At 39.1% G+C, this 15,817-nt stretch carries 16 protein-coding genes; 9 read left to right on the top strand and 7 right to left on the bottom strand.

Annotated features, from left to right (window positions below):
- The first annotated feature begins 20 nt into the window (after positions 1 to 20).
- The 8 genes from SCA31_RS17005 to SCA31_RS16970 all read left to right on the top strand — a co-directional run bounded on the left by SCA31_RS17005 (position 21) and on the right by SCA31_RS16970 (position 7,625).
- Positions 21 to 1,199, top strand: coding sequence for a zinc-dependent alcohol dehydrogenase (locus tag SCA31_RS17005; RefSeq protein ID WP_090024871.1), 1,179 nt, complete (start codon positions 21 to 23; stop codon positions 1,197 to 1,199).
- A 33-nt stretch (positions 1,200 to 1,232) separates the two neighbouring features.
- On the top strand, positions 1,233 to 1,727 hold the full coding sequence (locus SCA31_RS17000) for a CinA family protein (RefSeq protein WP_090024870.1): 495 nt from the start codon (positions 1,233 to 1,235) through the stop codon (positions 1,725 to 1,727).
- Positions 1,728 to 1,737: 10 nt separating this feature from the next.
- Positions 1,738 to 2,535 carry an SDR family NAD(P)-dependent oxidoreductase gene (locus SCA31_RS16995; protein WP_410698168.1) on the top strand — a complete coding sequence of 266 codons (798 nt, stop codon included), beginning with the start codon at positions 1,738 to 1,740 and terminating at the stop codon, positions 2,533 to 2,535.
- Between the two features lie 3 nt (positions 2,536 to 2,538).
- Positions 2,539 to 3,291, top strand: coding sequence for an SDR family oxidoreductase (locus SCA31_RS16990; RefSeq protein WP_410698167.1), 753 nt, complete (start codon positions 2,539 to 2,541; stop codon positions 3,289 to 3,291).
- Between the two features lie 156 nt (positions 3,292 to 3,447).
- A complete protein-coding gene (locus tag SCA31_RS16985) occupies positions 3,448 to 4,959 on the top strand; it encodes an FAD-dependent oxidoreductase (protein WP_410698166.1) in 1,512 nt (503 codons plus the stop codon).
- A 116-nt stretch (positions 4,960 to 5,075) separates the two neighbouring features.
- Complete coding sequence (locus tag SCA31_RS16980; protein ID WP_410698165.1) at positions 5,076 to 5,594, top strand: hypothetical protein; 519 nt, start codon at positions 5,076 to 5,078, stop codon at positions 5,592 to 5,594.
- Between the two features lie 109 nt (positions 5,595 to 5,703).
- Entirely contained in the window at positions 5,704 to 6,123 is a 420-nt protein-coding gene (locus SCA31_RS16975; protein ID WP_410698164.1) for a low affinity iron permease family protein, read from the top strand.
- Positions 6,124 to 6,158: 35 nt separating this feature from the next.
- Entirely contained in the window at positions 6,159 to 7,625 is a 1,467-nt protein-coding gene (locus tag SCA31_RS16970) for an alpha-amylase (protein ID WP_090024864.1), read from the top strand.
- Positions 7,626 to 7,712: 87 nt separating this feature from the next.
- On the opposite strand, the gene SCA31_RS16965 is transcribed toward SCA31_RS16970, so the two are convergent.
- From SCA31_RS16965 to SCA31_RS16950, 4 genes are read right to left on the bottom strand one after another with little or no spacing between them, the layout of a single operon-like run.
- Complete coding sequence (locus SCA31_RS16965; RefSeq protein WP_090024863.1) at positions 7,713 to 8,714, bottom strand: SDR family oxidoreductase; 1,002 nt, start codon at positions 8,712 to 8,714, stop codon at positions 7,713 to 7,715.
- Between the two features lie 34 nt (positions 8,715 to 8,748).
- Positions 8,749 to 9,213 carry a PA2169 family four-helix-bundle protein gene (locus SCA31_RS16960; RefSeq protein WP_090024862.1) on the bottom strand — a complete coding sequence of 155 codons (465 nt, stop codon included), beginning with the start codon at positions 9,211 to 9,213 and terminating at the stop codon, positions 8,749 to 8,751.
- A 52-nt stretch (positions 9,214 to 9,265) separates the two neighbouring features.
- A complete protein-coding gene (locus tag SCA31_RS16955; protein WP_410698162.1) occupies positions 9,266 to 10,294 on the bottom strand; it encodes an SDR family oxidoreductase in 1,029 nt (342 codons plus the stop codon).
- 20 nt (positions 10,295 to 10,314) lie between these two features.
- Positions 10,315 to 11,583 (bottom strand): NAD(P)/FAD-dependent oxidoreductase, encoded by a 1,269-nt coding sequence (locus tag SCA31_RS16950; protein ID WP_090024860.1) that lies wholly within the window; start codon positions 11,581 to 11,583, stop codon positions 10,315 to 10,317.
- 460 nt (positions 11,584 to 12,043) lie between these two features.
- On the opposite strand from SCA31_RS16950, the gene SCA31_RS16945 reads away from it, so the two are divergent.
- Positions 12,044 to 12,532, top strand: coding sequence for a Crp/Fnr family transcriptional regulator (locus SCA31_RS16945; RefSeq protein ID WP_410698210.1), 489 nt, complete (start codon positions 12,044 to 12,046; stop codon positions 12,530 to 12,532).
- 590 nt (positions 12,533 to 13,122) lie between these two features.
- On the opposite strand, the gene SCA31_RS16940 is transcribed toward SCA31_RS16945, so the two are convergent.
- The 3 genes from SCA31_RS16940 to SCA31_RS16930 form a co-directional block, all read right to left on the bottom strand.
- Positions 13,123 to 13,980: a heavy metal-binding domain-containing protein gene (locus SCA31_RS16940; protein WP_410698161.1), complete on the bottom strand. Its 858-nt coding sequence runs from the start codon at positions 13,978 to 13,980 to the stop codon at positions 13,123 to 13,125.
- Positions 13,981 to 14,017: 37 nt separating this feature from the next.
- Positions 14,018 to 14,245 carry a heavy-metal-associated domain-containing protein gene (locus tag SCA31_RS16935; RefSeq protein ID WP_090024857.1) on the bottom strand — a complete coding sequence of 76 codons (228 nt, stop codon included), beginning with the start codon at positions 14,243 to 14,245 and terminating at the stop codon, positions 14,018 to 14,020.
- Between the two features lie 143 nt (positions 14,246 to 14,388).
- Positions 14,389 to 15,789 (bottom strand): MFS transporter, encoded by a 1,401-nt coding sequence (locus SCA31_RS16930; protein WP_410698209.1) that lies wholly within the window; start codon positions 15,787 to 15,789, stop codon positions 14,389 to 14,391.
- Between the last annotated feature and the right edge of the window lie 28 nt (positions 15,790 to 15,817).

The following is a 15,817-nucleotide window of genomic DNA, read 5'->3' as shown; positions in this document are numbered from 1 at the left end:
CACCACTAAATATTAAAATTATGAAAGCAGCAGTTTTTCACGCTCCCGGAAATATCACCTGTGATACGATTGATGATCCGGTGATTCAGGATGCTTCGGATATTATTCTTAAAGTAACTTCGACAGCTATTTGCGGAAGCGATTTGCATATGTATTCCGGAGGTATTCCCCAGTTACGGCCTATGGTGATGGGTCATGAATTCATGGGAATAGTTCAAGAGACAGGGCAGAATATAAACCATTTAAAGGTTGGCGACCGGGTCGTGGTTCCATTTCCTATTGCCTGCGGAGGATGTTATTTCTGTCAGCATAACCTTCCTACGGCCTGTGAACACAGTAATCCCGAACACTATGGGCCGGAAGGGGGTCTTATCACAGAAAAAGGAGGGGCTCTTTTTGGATACAGTGATCTGTATGGTGGATATAATGGGGGGCAGGCACAGTATGTACGGGTTCCTTACGCGCACTTCGGGCCTCGGAAAGTAGCAGATGGTCTGACTGATGAGCAGGTTCTGTTCCTGACCGATATTTTCCCTACCGGGTATACCGGAGTCATGTGGGGAGAATTGAAGGGCGGAGAAACCGTAGCTGTTTTTGGAGCAGGACCGGTGGGATCGATGTCTGTGAAAAGTGCGATTCTGCATAATGCAAAAAAAGTAATCGTTATTGATACCCTTCAGTACCGACTTGACCAGATTAAGAGACTGACAGGCTGCGAAACTATTTTATGGGAGGATGCTAAAGAGGTTATAGAACAGATAAGAGAATTGACCGGTGGAAGAGGCGCAGACTTATGTATCGATGCGGTTGGTTTTGAACCTGATCGCAGCCTTTTAGATAAAGCAAAGGCAGTGATGAATTTTGAAAAAGGTTCAATAAAAGTGTTAGAAGCCTGTATGAGCGCTGTGAGACGGGGAGGAACTGTTTCAATTTTGGGAGTATATCCTACGAATTATGACAATTTTAAACTGGGACAGGTTTTTGATAAAGGAATTACCCTGAAATCAGGACAGTGTAATGTTCATCCGATTATAGATATGCTGATGGACCATGTACAAAGCGGCCGTGTTCAGCTTGATGATATTATCACGCACCGTCTTTCTCTGGAAGATGTTTCTGCAGGATATGAAATTTTTGATAAAAAACAAGATGGCTGCGTCAAGGTGGTGCTTGATCCTTGGAAATTGTCAGAGTTTTAGAATAAAGCTATATAAATCATAAAATGAATTGCTATGGAACTTCAAAAAGATATTTTGGAATATATCAGCCAAGCCTTAGTAACAACAGGTGAAACCATTTCGGTGGCAGAAAGTGTTACCTCGGGATCTTTACAGTTAGCTTTTTCTCAAATGCCCAACGCATCACTCTTTTACAAGGGTGGAATGACGGCCTATGCATTACCTATGAAAGTGAAGCTGTTAAATGTCGATAGGGCGGAAGCGGAACAATGCGACTGTGTTTCAGAAAATATTGCAGAGACCATGGCATTACAGATTGCCAAGCTTTACGAGACCCAATGGTCTATTGCCACAACGGGTTACTGTACACCCATCAGAAATTCAGCTTACAAAATTTTCGCCTATTTCTCATTCGCCTATAAAGGGGAAATTGTCCTGACCAAAAAGTTAGAGTTGCATCCTAAAACACAGGCCTTAAATGCTCAGCTTTACTATACGGAATTTATTCTGGGATGTTTTAAAAATGAAGTCAGCCAGCTTTTAATTTAAATATTATACTATGGAACGTAAAAATCAATATGTTTTAATTACAGGTGCAACCAGCGGAATAGGATATGAGCTGGCCAAAGAGTTTGCGAAAAATGGGTATGATCTGGTGATCGTAGCCAGAAACCATGAAGCACTGAAAAATAAAGCTGAAGAATTCAAAACTTTTGGCATTAATGTTATTCCAATTTCAAAGAATTTATTCTTACAGGATGAGGTCTATTCGCTGTATTCGGAATTACAGCTCAATGGTATAAGTCCTGAAGTTCTTGTCAACGATGCTGGACAGGGAGTGTACGGCAAATTTCAGGATACTGATATTCATCGGGAAATAAACATTGTAAATCTTAATATTATATCGGTCATTCTTTTAACCAAGCTCTTTTTAAAAGACCGTTTGGCTAAAGGATCCGGGAAAATATTAAATCTGGCATCTGTAGCAAGTAAGGCGCCCGGCCCCTGGCATTCCGTATATCATGGAACAAAAGCTTTTGTTTTATCGTGGTCAGAAGCCATCCGTGAAGAATTGAAAGATTCAGGTATTAGTGTAACAGCCCTTTTACCTGGGCCTACAGATACTGACTTTTTTAATAAAGCAGGTATGAACAGAAGTAAAATATTGGAAGACAGAGAAAATCTTGGTAATCCCCAGGATGTTGCAATAGATGGGTATAATGCGCTGATGAAGGGAGAGGATAAAGTGATTTCAGGATTTAAAAATAAGTTTACCGTAGCAATGACCAATCTGGCGACCGATGACATGGCCGCTCACAGGATGGGAGAAATGCAAAAACCAAGCAAAGAAAAGTAGACCATGAGAAAACTGCAGTTAAAAAACAAATCGGTCTTAATTACTGGTGCTGACAGCGGCATTGGTAAAGCTACCGCACTTCTTTTTGCAGACGAAGGAGCCGATATTGCCATTATTTATCATCATGACAATAAGGACGCTGAAAAAACAAAAAACGAAATATTAGCGTTAGGCAGAAAGTGTATTATTTTCCCCGGAGATATTAACGATTATGAATTTTGTGAGCACACGGTGAAAAAAGTGATTAGCAAGCTTGGGAAAATAGATGTTCTGGTCAATAATGCAGGGGTACAGTTTCCCAGTGATCAGATTGAAAATATGGAGGAGAAAAATATCAGGAAAACTTTTGACTCCAATATTATTGGGATGATTCTGCTGACTAAAGTTGTTTTTCCATACTTGAAACGCGGGGCAAGCATCATTAATACCACATCAGCGGTAGCTTATCAAGGGCATGAAGAACTTTTAGATTATTCAGCAACCAAGGGCGCAATCGTATCCTTTACCAGGTCTCTGGCGCTTCAGGCAAAACCGAAGGGAATTCGCGTCAATGCCGTTGCTCCCGGCCCCGTTGCAACACCTCTTACCGAGAAAACTTTCGGAGAAAAAGAAGAAGATACCAGCAAACCCCCTTTTGAACGGAATGCTAGCGCTGAAGAAATAGCAGACAGCTTTCTGTTTTTAGCAGGCAGCGCATCAGCCCAGATGACAGGTCAGGTTCTCCATCCCAACGGAGGCATTATAGTTAATGGATAATAAAGTATAACAATTAAAAAAAAAATATGAAAACAATTATGGTATTTGCACTTTGTGCGCTAAGTTTGACATCTTGTCGTTGTGATTTACCCGAAGATGATGACAAAAAGAAAAGTGAGAGCAGGATTAAGGCTGACACCTTGAAAATGAAATAGCATGAACAGAGATGGGGCCAGAAAAAGTATATGGCAGGAAGAAATCAAAACGTTTTCTTTAGATCCTGCCTTGGCAAAATGCTATGATGTTGCAATCGTTGGAGCAGGTATTACGGGAATTTCTACAGCAATCAGACTGCAGAAAGAAGGAAAGAAATGTATTGTACTTGAAGCTTCGAATATAGGCTTTGGGACCACCGGAGGAACTACCGCTCATTTAAATGACTTCTTTGATACCACCTACGCTCAGGCCATTAAAGATGTTGGTTTACAGAATGCCAAGCTGCTGAAATATGTAGGAATAGAAGCCAGGAATATCATCAGGAATAATATTAGGCAATTTAATATTTCCTGTGATTTTGAAAGCAAGCCTGCTTATCTCTTTGCTTTGGATGAAAAGCAGGAAAAAAAACTCGATGACATTCTCAAAGGAGCCTCCCAGGTAGGACATCCCATGGCACAGACTGATGATATCCCTTTTCCGTTTGCTTTTAAAAAAGCAGTCTCTATTCCTGATCAAGGACAGTTTCACCCGATAAAATATATAAAAGGTCTTGCAGAGGCATTTATTAATCTTGGTGGCCTTTTACTGGAAGAATGTCTTTGCGAGGGACATGATGAGAAGGAAGATGTTGTGATATTGCAATCCTCAAAAGGAAGAGTCAGTGCCCGCTCTGTTATTTATGCCACTCATATCCCGCCGGGAGTGAATATCCTTCATCTGATGAATGCCCCATACCGCAGTTATGCCATTGCATTCAGGCTCAAGGGTGATTGTCATCCCATGGAGCTTGGGTATGACCTTACCGAGCCATACCATTACTATAGAACGCAGAAAATAAATGGGGAAAACCTGTTTATTGCCGGCGGGGAGGATCATAAAACAGGTCATGCAGATGATACAGGAGAATGCTTTTCAAAACTTGAAAACTATGTCAGAGAGTATTTTGATGTGGATACAGCAGTATACAGCTGGTCAAGCCAGTATTATGAGCCTGCAGATGGGCTTCCCTATATTGGAGTTTTACCTGGCAGCAAGGGGAAGATTTACACCGCTACAGGATTTAGGGGTAACGGGATGATTTTTGGGACCATTACATCACAGATTCTTGGAGATCTGATTTTAAACGGTTCAAGTAAGTATAAGGATCTTTTTGATCCCGCAAGGATCAGGCCTATAGCCGGTTTTACAAATTTTGTAAAAGAGCAGGCTGTGGTAGTTTTTGACTTTGTGAAAGATAAAATGCTGACTGAAAGAATAAACTCACTGACAGAACTCTCTGATGGTGAAGCAAAAGTGGTAAAATATGAGGGAGAATCCTATGCTGTGTACAAAGAAAAGGGCGGAAAACTGCATCTTATTAAAAGCACATGCCCTCATGCCAAATGCGAAGTGAGATGGAATAGTGCAGAAACAAGCTGGGACTGTCCGTGCCATGGATCGAGATTTAACATAAATGGAAGGATGCTTACTGGTCCTACCGTCAAAAATCTTCAGCGAATTGAGCTTTAAACAAGGCGTTTATCCTTTTTGGATCTGATAGTTTTGTGTCCTTTTAATATTCCTGTCTTTACCAAATAGTTTAAGATATAAAAAAAGCCGCCTTACTAGTTAATATATTGAAGAATATGAAAGCTAAAGAAATTAGAGGAGTTCCATCTCAAAAAAAAGGAGGTTTTCATAATACAGAAAGTGTAAAAGAATTTGACAATTCTGAAATGGCAGTTCAGCAGTTTGCCGTACTAAAAAATCGTTTTTTTTGTGTTAATGAGTGGAAAGGGTACTGCGGCGACCATTTTGCTGATTTTAAGCTTTATGATTCATCTGGAAATTATGTTGACCGTGCCCCGGTAAGGGGTGATTTTATAAGAATTGATACTCCAGGTCCTGGCTCCCTTGAAGCTGGTTTCGACTGGGTTAGAATTACCAATATAAGCAACGATTATACAAAAGAGGATGAATTTGAGAATATCTCAATGACCTGCCACCCGGCAAAAGAACCGGGTAAATCCTACAAGAAATATATTGCTCACTTTTATTCATCTGGTGCTACTTCAACTTTTATGATTTCAAGGGGCAGTAACTACATTAAAGCGGCAGTTTATGGTAGAAATGAAACAGCTAATATAGAAGCTAATTTTTATTGATATGATAAGAAATTATTTGATTGCCTTAGGGGGGATGATGGGGATTTCAAAAATTCAGTGGAAGATACTTACAGATGCATTGCTGGATGTTTAATAGTAATTTTTTTTTATGAAAAATAGTTTCTTTGATAGATTTGCGGATAAAGCAGTTTGTTTTACAGGAAGTGCAGCTGCTTTTATTACAGCAGCAGTTCTGGTCATCGTCTGGGCAGCTACCGGACCTTTATTTAATTTTTCTGAACCTTGGCAGATTGTAATCAATACTGGGACAACAATCATTACTTTTTTAATGGTTTTCCTGATCCAGAAGGCACAGAACAAAGACTCCAAAGCTATTCAGATTAAATTAAATGAGTTGATTGCAGCGCACGAAAAAGCCAATAACCGACTGGTGGATGTAGAAGATTTGACAGAAGACGAGCTGGATAAGATCCATAAATTTTACGAAAAAAATGGTGGTTTTCAAAGAAAACAGAATAAAACAGAGCCCCGATCAAGAGATCAAGCCTGTCATTACCGATATAAATAAAATGACAACCAATATAAAGCAAACTGAATTTTAAAATGAATGGAGTTATTATTCAATTTTTCCATTGGTATCATGAAGGTAATCTCTGGAATGAGTATACAGAAAAGGGTGACTACCTGAGAAGCTTGGGATTTACCGCCGTATGGTTTCCTCCTGCAACAAAGTGTGTATTAGGAAAAGAGGGCAGAGGATATGATGTTTATGACCCATATGATCTGGGAGAATTTAATCAGAAGGGAGGGATTCCGACAAGATATGGTACTAAAGAGGAATATTTATCTGCCATTGACAAAGCCCATGAACTAGGTTTCTCGGTTTACGCTGATATTGTAATGAATCACAGGATGGGGGGAGATGAAATGGAGACTGTGACTGTTCATCAGGTAAAGGAAGAAAATCGGAATGAAACCATTGGCGAACCTTTTACGGCAAAAGCTTTTACGAAATTCTTTTTTCCGGAAAGGAATGGGAAATATTCTGATTTTAGCTGGGATTATACTTGTTTTAACGGAGTGGATTATATTTTGAAAGATGATGAGGAACTGAAAGGTATTTTCAGAATCCATAATAAATATGCTACAGAATGGAATGAGACCGTAAGTCATGAATTCGGAAATTATGATTATCTGATGGGAGCCAATATAGAATACCGTAATCCATTGGTTGTGAGCGAAATGGAAAGATGGATAAAATGGTATCTGGAAACAACACATGTTGATGGACTGCGTTTGGATGCTGTAAAGCATATTTCAGTAGATTTCTTACAGGACTGGATCAGTTATATAAAGACAGAACTTCAGCCGGACTGTTATATATTGGGTGAATTCTGGAGAGATGAGGCTGAAAAGATTGTTCATTTTTCTGATCAGATAAAAGAGATGATCTCCTGTTTTGATGTACCCCTGCACTACAATTTTTTTACGGCATCAAAGCAGGGAAGGGACTATGATCTCAGCCACATTTTAAAAGGAAGTTTTCTTGAAAAAAAACCGGTTTTTTCCGTTTCATTTGTGGAAAATCACGATACACAGAAATTACAGGCTTTGGAGTCAACGGTGAAGGATTGGTTCAAGCCAGCGGCTTATGCTATAATCTTATTAATGGAAGCGGCATATCCTTGTGTGTTCTATCCGGACCTTTTTGGTGCAGAATACAAGGATATAAGAGAGGGTGAGGAGATAAAGGTGATTATGCCAAAGGTTCATATTCTTCCTAAGCTCCTTGAAGCACGGCAGAAGTTTGCACATGGAGAACAGATCAATTATTTTAATCATCCCAACTGCATTGCCTGGGTGAGAAAAGGAAATGCAGAACATTCCGGTTGTATTGTAGTGATATCTAACAGTGAAGAGGGCTATAAAGATATCGATCTTGGAAAGGAAAATGCATATTCTGTGTATAAAGACTTTACAGAGCAGAGAGAAGATAAAATTAAAGCAGACGGAAATGGGCAGGCCAGATTTACGGTCAATTCCCAATCGGTAAGCGTATGGATTAAATAAAGGATAATTCTGCATATTGAAATATACTGGTATACAGTAAAAGCCACCTAAAGAAGAGTGGCTTTTAAGATTCAATAATAAATTTAATTACGGTTGACCGCTTCCTCCTGCAGCACCATAAATCTGTCCCGTCGCAAAACTTGCATCATTGGCAGCGAGCTGAACAAATATAGATGCGAGTTCCGCAGGCTGGCCGGGGCGACCAAGTGGAGTATGGGCACCGAATTTTTCAATCTTTTCCTGAGTTTGGCCACCGCTGATCTGTAAAGCCGTCCAAACAGGCCCCGGTGCCACACCATTGACACGTATGCCTTTGGGACCCAACTGTTTTGCCAGAGACTTGACATAGCTTGTGGTTGCTGCTTTCGTCTGTGCATAATCATACAGTTCAGCCGATGGATCATAAGCCTGTACCGAAGATAAGCCTATAATACATGAGCCGGGTTTTAAATGGGGTAAAACCGCTTTTATAATCCAGAAAGGGGCATACAGGTTGGTTTTCATTGTTCTTTCAAATTCCTCAGTGCTGATATCAAGTATCGATTCGTGGGTTTTCTGATGCCCGGCGTTGTTGACCAGAATATCTAATCCTCCCAATTTCTCTACGGCCTGCGAAACAAGCTTATTGCAAAAAGATTCATCCCTGATATCTCCAGGAATAGCCACCGCTTTTCTACCTGCTTTTTGTATCAGCGCGATAACCTGCGCTGCATCCTCTTCTTCTTCCTGAAGGTAATTGATTGCCACATCTGCTCCTTCCCTTGCATAAGCAATAGCTGCTGCACGTCCGATTCCGGAGTCTCCTCCGGTAATTAATGCTTTTCTTCCTGTTAGTCTTCCTGAGCCCACATAGCTCTCTTCGCCGTGGTCCGGAACTGGAATCATTTTAGAGGCTAAACCGGGGAAGGGCTGAAACTGTCTCTTGAATGGAGGCTTTGGATATTTTGTTGTAGGATCGGTAAGGTCTGGATCTGTACTGCTTTTTGGATTGTTTTTTGTCTGGGCAAAAGCACTCGGAGCAACAGCTGCCAAGGCAATTGTTGCGGCTATTTTTCCTACAGCATTTCTTCGCGTGATTTCCTTTTCCATAATATTTAAAATTAGGTAGATGTGATTTTAAAATTTAATTTTCCTTCTTTTTATATTCTTCAATTTTTTTAAATTGATGATAGGATTCCCTAAGGCTGTGCAATTGTTCTGAAACAATTTTTCTGCTTTTTTCACACAGATCGTCACTTTCAAGAGCCTTTTCATATGCTTCTATTGCTGCTTTTTCGCCAAATACTACATTCTCTAAGGTAGATTCCTCGATAGTACCAACAGTAAAAGAATTCTTTACATCAATCCATATTCTGTGGAGGGCTCCAGCTACAGAAGTGGAATCATTGGGAATCCCATTTTTTTCAATAATCAGATTGATCAGTTGGTTTTTCATGATTTTTGACTGAGAAATCATCCGGTCATATTCATCTTTTATATCCGGATACATTTCCCAGATTTTCCCTTCGACTTTTTCAAATCCTTCTATTCTGTCATTCGTAATTTGCAGCAAGTCATTAAGTACGGATACCGTTTGTTCTGTTTTCATAATATAAATTTTGTAATGTTACAGCAGAGTGTTTTTTTTCTAACCGGACTTTTTATGCATCCAGTTTCACAACATCTTTTTCTAAAGAATCTAGCTTTTCTGATCTTTTTATAGAGAGAAAAAATGCCAAAATACCAAGACCCACAATCCCTGCTGAAGCTATTTTTATGGCCTTTTCTGAAGAGAGAAGAGTTTTTCCGTCAATGCCCATATTTCCCCTTGAAGGTTCTAAAACGTTTCCTGAGGTATAGTCTTCGTGGTTTGCTTTTTTCATGAGCAGTCTCATCAAAGCTGAAGATACATTCCTGATCGGTGCGGGAAAAAAAGTATAAAGATTTTTGGCTGATGCAGAGAACCAGTCGGGATAGGTTGCATTGATAGGCTTTTTAGCAACTTTAAGGATGGTATGCGCTAAATCACGGGGGTCAAAAGATGGGGGCGGAGTGCTTAATTTTATGCCTGAATAATTGGCGGCATGCTCTATTCCTGCAGATTTCTGAAATCCTGGATATAATGCACAAATATGAATCTCTGGATAATCAGATACCTCTCCCTGAAGGGTTTCTACCATTCCGCGAACGCCGAATTTTGATGCGGTATAAGCGGTTCCGTATGGTGCCGGCATCCAGCCTCCGATGGAAATATTATTGATCAGAACCCCCTTTTTCTGTTTTTTAAAAATAGGCAGAACAGCGTGTGCTGAATGCATGTAGCCCAGAAGATTTGTTTTAATAATCTGATCTATCACTTCAATAGGTGTTTCTTCAAATTTTCCAAATGACAGCACACCTGCATTATTAATCCAGTAATCAATCCGGTTATAGAGAATAAATGCTTTCTCTGCAAGCTGATATACATCTGTTGCACAAGAAGTATCCGTAACAAGAGTAAGGACCACACTACCGTACTGTCTGCAGATTTTGGCAGTTTCATTAAGAGCTTCCTCACCTCTTGAAGCAAGTACCAGATTTGCACCTTCCTTTGCGAAAGCCTCTGCGGTTGCTTTTCCAACACCGCTGGAAGCTCCCGTGATCACCACTGTTTTTCCGAAGAATAGGGGTTTGTTTTTTTTATTTTTCATATGATATTTTTGATTGGATATTATGGTTTTGTTGTATTTTTCTTAGGATAAAGAATCAAGCGTATGGATGGATTATTGGTGATAAACAGCCTGAACCAATCAAGCGATAGCCGAATCTTACTTCTAAAACCGACCAATGGAATTATATGAATAAACAGCCACGTAAGCCAGGCTAAAAAGCCTTTGAAAGAAAATCCGGGAAGATCTACCACAGCATTGAATTTTGAAATGATAGCCATGCTGCCTTTATCATTGTAGGTAAATGGAATAAGTTCCTTGCCCTCCTGAAGTCTGATTAGATTTTTCCCAAGATTTTTAGCTTGCTGGATGGCGGCTTGGGCAAGCTGGGGATGTCCATTGGGGAAGAGCTTGTCAGTGAGCTGAAGAGCAATATCTCCTAAAGCATATATATATGTGTGTTCTTCCACCCTGTTATATTCATCCACTAAAATTCTTCTTCCTTTACCGATTTTTTCTTTTGGAATTCCCGGTACTTCGCGCCCTATAACTCCAGAGGTCCAAATCAGTGTTTCAGTTTCTATTACAGTACCATCAGAGAGAAAGACCTTATTGTCTGTATAGTCTTTAACGGAAACATTAAGAAGAATTTTCACCCCAAGTTCCGTCAAAGTCTTATAGGATGTTTTTTGTGCCATTGTACTCATGGGAGAGAGTAAAGTGGGGAGAGCATCAATCAGATACAGATTGGAGAGACTGAGTTTTATTTCAGGATATTCTTTTTGCGCAATGTATTTTCCCATTTCCGCAAGCATGCCTGCCAGCTCTACACCTGTGGGACCGCCACCGGCGATTACTATATTCTGAAGTCTTTCTGCCATTTTTATATCTTTATTTCTTGCTGCTTGTTCGAGATTGAGCAGTATATGATTTCGTAAGTACAGAGCCTCCTGGATATTTTTCATAGGAAGAGCACATTTCTGTACATTCTCCATTTCAAAAAAATTAGATTCAGTTCCCAAGGCGAGCACTAAATAATCATATCGTAAGTTTCCTGTATCCGTCTCTAATACATTATTTTCAGGATCAACTCTAAGAAGGCTTCCCATGTGAAAATTTACATTTTTATATCTTGAAAACAATCTACGGAAAGGATAGCTGATATTGGATGCCTGAATAAAAGAGGTAGCAACCTGGTAAATAAGCGGAGGAAAAAAGTGGTAATTATTCTTATCAACCAGTGTAATAAGAAATCTTTTATCATTCTTTAATGATTTTATAAGATTGAGTCCTGCAAATCCACCACCAACAATAATGATATGTTTCTTCATACTAATTGATATTTGGAATTAATTGATTATCCACCACAGCGGGTGCTAAAAATAGAAGAACAATGATTGCACTTAACGCAGTACAGTACAGGAAGTTCTTTTTAACTGTTTTGTATAAATTTTATAAGATTTCCTCTTGTGTAATTTTTTATTCTGCTTTTCTATTTGGAGCAGATAATATTTGTTAAAGTTAGCAAACGCTATTCTCCTGTATTATTACTTCGATCATAATGGGATTGCTTTTTTTTAATTACTTTTTTAATAACAATAAATAAATATGGCTTGTTTTTTGATACCTAAAAAAATAATTTTTACTAAGAGATTCATTACTTAACTTTAAAACTTTTAAGATATGATCATCCGTGAAGACCTTTTATTAGAGTATGGAGGCAAATACGAAACCTATTATCCTAATGAAACAATTTTTTCTGAATAGAGCCTCCCAAAATTTTATTTTCAGATTGTTAATGGTGTTGTAGAACTTAACAACTACCATGAGGACGGCAAAGAATTTACCCAGAATATTTTGTCTGATGGACAGAGCATTGGAGAGTCACTGCTCTTTAATGAAAAATCTTATCCTATGAATGCTATTGCAAAAACGGAGTGTAAACTTTTAAAAGTACCTCGGGAGGATTTCTTTTCTCTTATTGGTCAAAACAGAAATGTTATGATGGATATGTTTAAATGTATGGCCGACCGGCTCTATTACAAATATTTGATGCTTTTTAATATTTCATCTTCAGACCCTCAATTCAAAATCAAAACAATTATTGATTATTTAAAATCAACCCAGTGCAGCGATAATAACCAAACTTTTCAAATACCCTATACCAGACAACAAATTGCCAATCTTACAGGGCTACGTGTAGAAACGGTAATAAGAACCGTAAAAAAAATGGAGAGCGAGAATATGGTGAAAATAGAAGGTAGAAAAATACTGTACTGACCTCAAAAAAGCAATACCGATTTGGAACATTTATTTGTATTTATCCACCATAATAATGTGTAAATTGGCTAATCTTTGTTACGATTAACGTAATGATAGGAGAATATACTTAATGTTTGATCTTCCATCTGTATATAGGTATAAGTTCTGCCGGATGATGAAGGAGTATGTGTATTTCAACATTACTCTCATTCTTGTAGCATCTGAAATTTTCCTGATAAATATCAAAAAATGACTTTATTGTGAGTACACAACAGAAGCTGAAATAAGCTACTATAATAAGAAATATATATATATTCATATTGTAGTGAATTGTCGTGAAGAAAAATAATCATTAATATGAACACGTTGTGTATTTTAGAAACTATCTTATTAAATTGACAATCAGTAATAATAAGCTCAAAAAGCATGAAGAAAATTCTCCATGCTCTTTAAATAAAAAAGGTAAATACAATGATTATAGGTATATTCGAAAACGGAATTGACCACCTCAAAATCGGGATTCAAATATTCTCTATATGGCTTAACGTATATTTTGAAATGTTTTTTTTTGCTAACTCCCGCTAACCATACTTTTTAATCAATCGCATTTAGTGCTGGTGTCCTTGGTGCATTTCTTCTTTCTCTGTTTTTTTCCCTTCCGGGACATCAACCGTGAAATCCGCGGTATGCACCTTTCCATCTATTTTAAACTGTACCCACATTCTGTAAGTACCAGAATTTTCAATGTACGTTTCTGAATAGATAGGAAAACGTTCATCTGACACAGGATGAATATGAAGGAATTCTTTATCCTTTTCACTGATCATGACGATATGAGCAGATGCTCCCAGATAAGGCTGCAGATTATTTTCCTGCAACTTCTCTCCATCTTTTTCAACGGATATTTCCAAAGATTGTGTTCTACTAGTTTTGAAATCATTTCCATTTTCAAGTGTCACCGTGTAACCATCAACTTCTGAAATCCAAGGATGAGACACCTTCTGGTTACTTACTCTATAATTGCCCTGCACGTCAATTTCCTGCCTGTTGACAACCTGCGTCGCGCCACTTGGTTTAAAATCGGTAAATAAAAGGTACTTACCTCCATTAGGAAAGATCTCTGTGATCACATAGGTGCCATCTGCCTGTTCTTCAGGATGGATATGGCGGAACCAGGTTAGATCTTCACTGACTGCCATTAAATGTATTTTCATTTCGTGAGAAATCTCTAACAGCACAGTCTGGCCTTTTTCTTTGATGGTATATGTCAGTTGTATTGGTACTCCAGCTTCTATAGTTTTTGGAAATGTGCTTAGCTGTACCTGATATTCGTTTGAATTTTCCTGGTGGGCAGCTTTCAGATCCATTCCGCACTTTGGACATCGATCTCCCTGTTGGCCTGTTATTTCAGGGTGCATGGGGCAGGTATACACATTTTTATGATCTGTCTGATGGGCATTTTTCATATGCTAATGGGGTTTTACTGATTAATGGATTCTCTTTTTAAGAATCGAGAGGCTCTATTTTAAAGCCTGCTTTTTGAACAGCTTCTATAACTTCCTGTTGGCCGATACCTTCTGTGGATATAGTAAGTACTTTATCTTTGTGATCGATATCTACTTCCCAATTACAAACGCCTTCAGCATCATTTAGAAAAGGAGTTACTTTTGTTAGGCAACCACCACAGTTGATATTGGTTTTAAACTGAAAATTTTGAGTGTTATTTTCCATTGTTTTAAATTTTAATTGTTTTACTGATACAAAGGTGAGTAAAGTAAGGGGCCTCCTTTTTGCGCTATTTTCGATTTGATTTGTAAGATTTACTGATTTACAGAAATCGGGCTTACAGATATCTGAAGTCCGGTCTTCATTAGCTACTTAAGGGATTTGATGGAAAAAGCAGCAATGATAACAGCAATTGCAGAGACAACAGCTGCTGATAAAAATGCAGTTTGGAACCCTTCGCTAAGGGCAGTAGAATCAGTAGCTCCGGCGATTTTAATAGCATTGGTTTTTGCCGCTGAAATCGCGACTACAATAGCCAGACCCAAAGCTGAACCCACCTGATAACTTGTATTCACCAGCCCGGAAGCAAGTCCCGTTTCTCCCGGCTTGGCACCTGACATTGAAGCAATAGTCCCCGGAATATAAGCTAATGACATTCCTAAAGCACCCAATAAAGAAGCAGGCAGTACATTAACCAGGAATGTTCCATCCGGAGGTATGATACTAAACAGGAGAAGGGAAGCTGTAAGGGCCATCAATCCTGCTATCAGATTGCTTTTAAAACCAAATTTAGCGACCAGTTTGCCTGTAACGCCTACCATCAGAAGCATGATTGCAATGGTCATAGGCAATAACGCCAATCCACTGTTAAAGGCTGAATAATGTAAAGTCTGCTGCAAGTAGAGATTCAGAAAGAACCATAAAGGGATCCACGCTGCCGCCAATAAAGCCATGACTAGGTTACCCGGTGATAGATTGGGAACTTTGAATATACTAAGCGGTACCAAGGGTTCCTTTTTCTGCTTTTGGATCACCAGGAAGATGATCAATAACAGGATGGAAAGGGCCAGCAGTCCAATAGTCTGCATAGATTTCCATCCTGCACCTTCAGCTGATACGATTGCGTAAACGGCCAATATCAATGCTGCTGTTGCAAAAATGGCCCCTGTGATATCCACTTTTCCTTTTTGAGTACTTCCTTTAAACAGAAGATTTTTGCTAAGAAGCAACACTGCAATTCCGATAGGAATGTTAATCAGGAATACCCAATGCCATGAAAGCCATTCAGTAATTGCTCCACCAAGGAAAACTCCAGCAGAACCACCAGCTGCTGCAGAGGCACCCCAAAAACCTAATGCTTTATTGAGCTCTTTGGGATCAGTAAATTTGGACAGTACTAAAGTAAGGGATGCCGGAGCGATAAGGGCAGAACCTAAGCCCTGCAAAGCTCTTCCGGTATTCAGTGTTGCTTCTGACCAGGCTATACCTGCCAAAAGAGATGCACCGGAAAGGATCCCAAAACCCCACATAAAAATCTTACGCGGACCAAACAAATCAGACAAACGGCCGCCAAGCAGCAAAAAACCGCCGAACAGAATAACATAGGCGTTAAAAATCCATTGCAAACCACTTTGAGAATAACCAAGGTCTGCTTTTATGGCAGGCAGGGCCACCCCGATAATTGAGGTATCCATAATTACTATAAATTCTGCTGCGCACAGTAAAAAAAGGGCCGACCAGCGTTTGCTGTATGGGACTGTATGGCTCATGGTCTGTGTTGTATCTGTTATCATTTTT

It is taken from the genome of Chryseobacterium sp. SIMBA_028 (assembly GCF_046535285.1).
Classification (GTDB): domain Bacteria; phylum Bacteroidota; class Bacteroidia; order Flavobacteriales; family Weeksellaceae; genus Chryseobacterium.
Note: the sequence above shows the minus strand (reverse complement) of the source record. Positions and strands in the feature narration are given on the sequence as shown.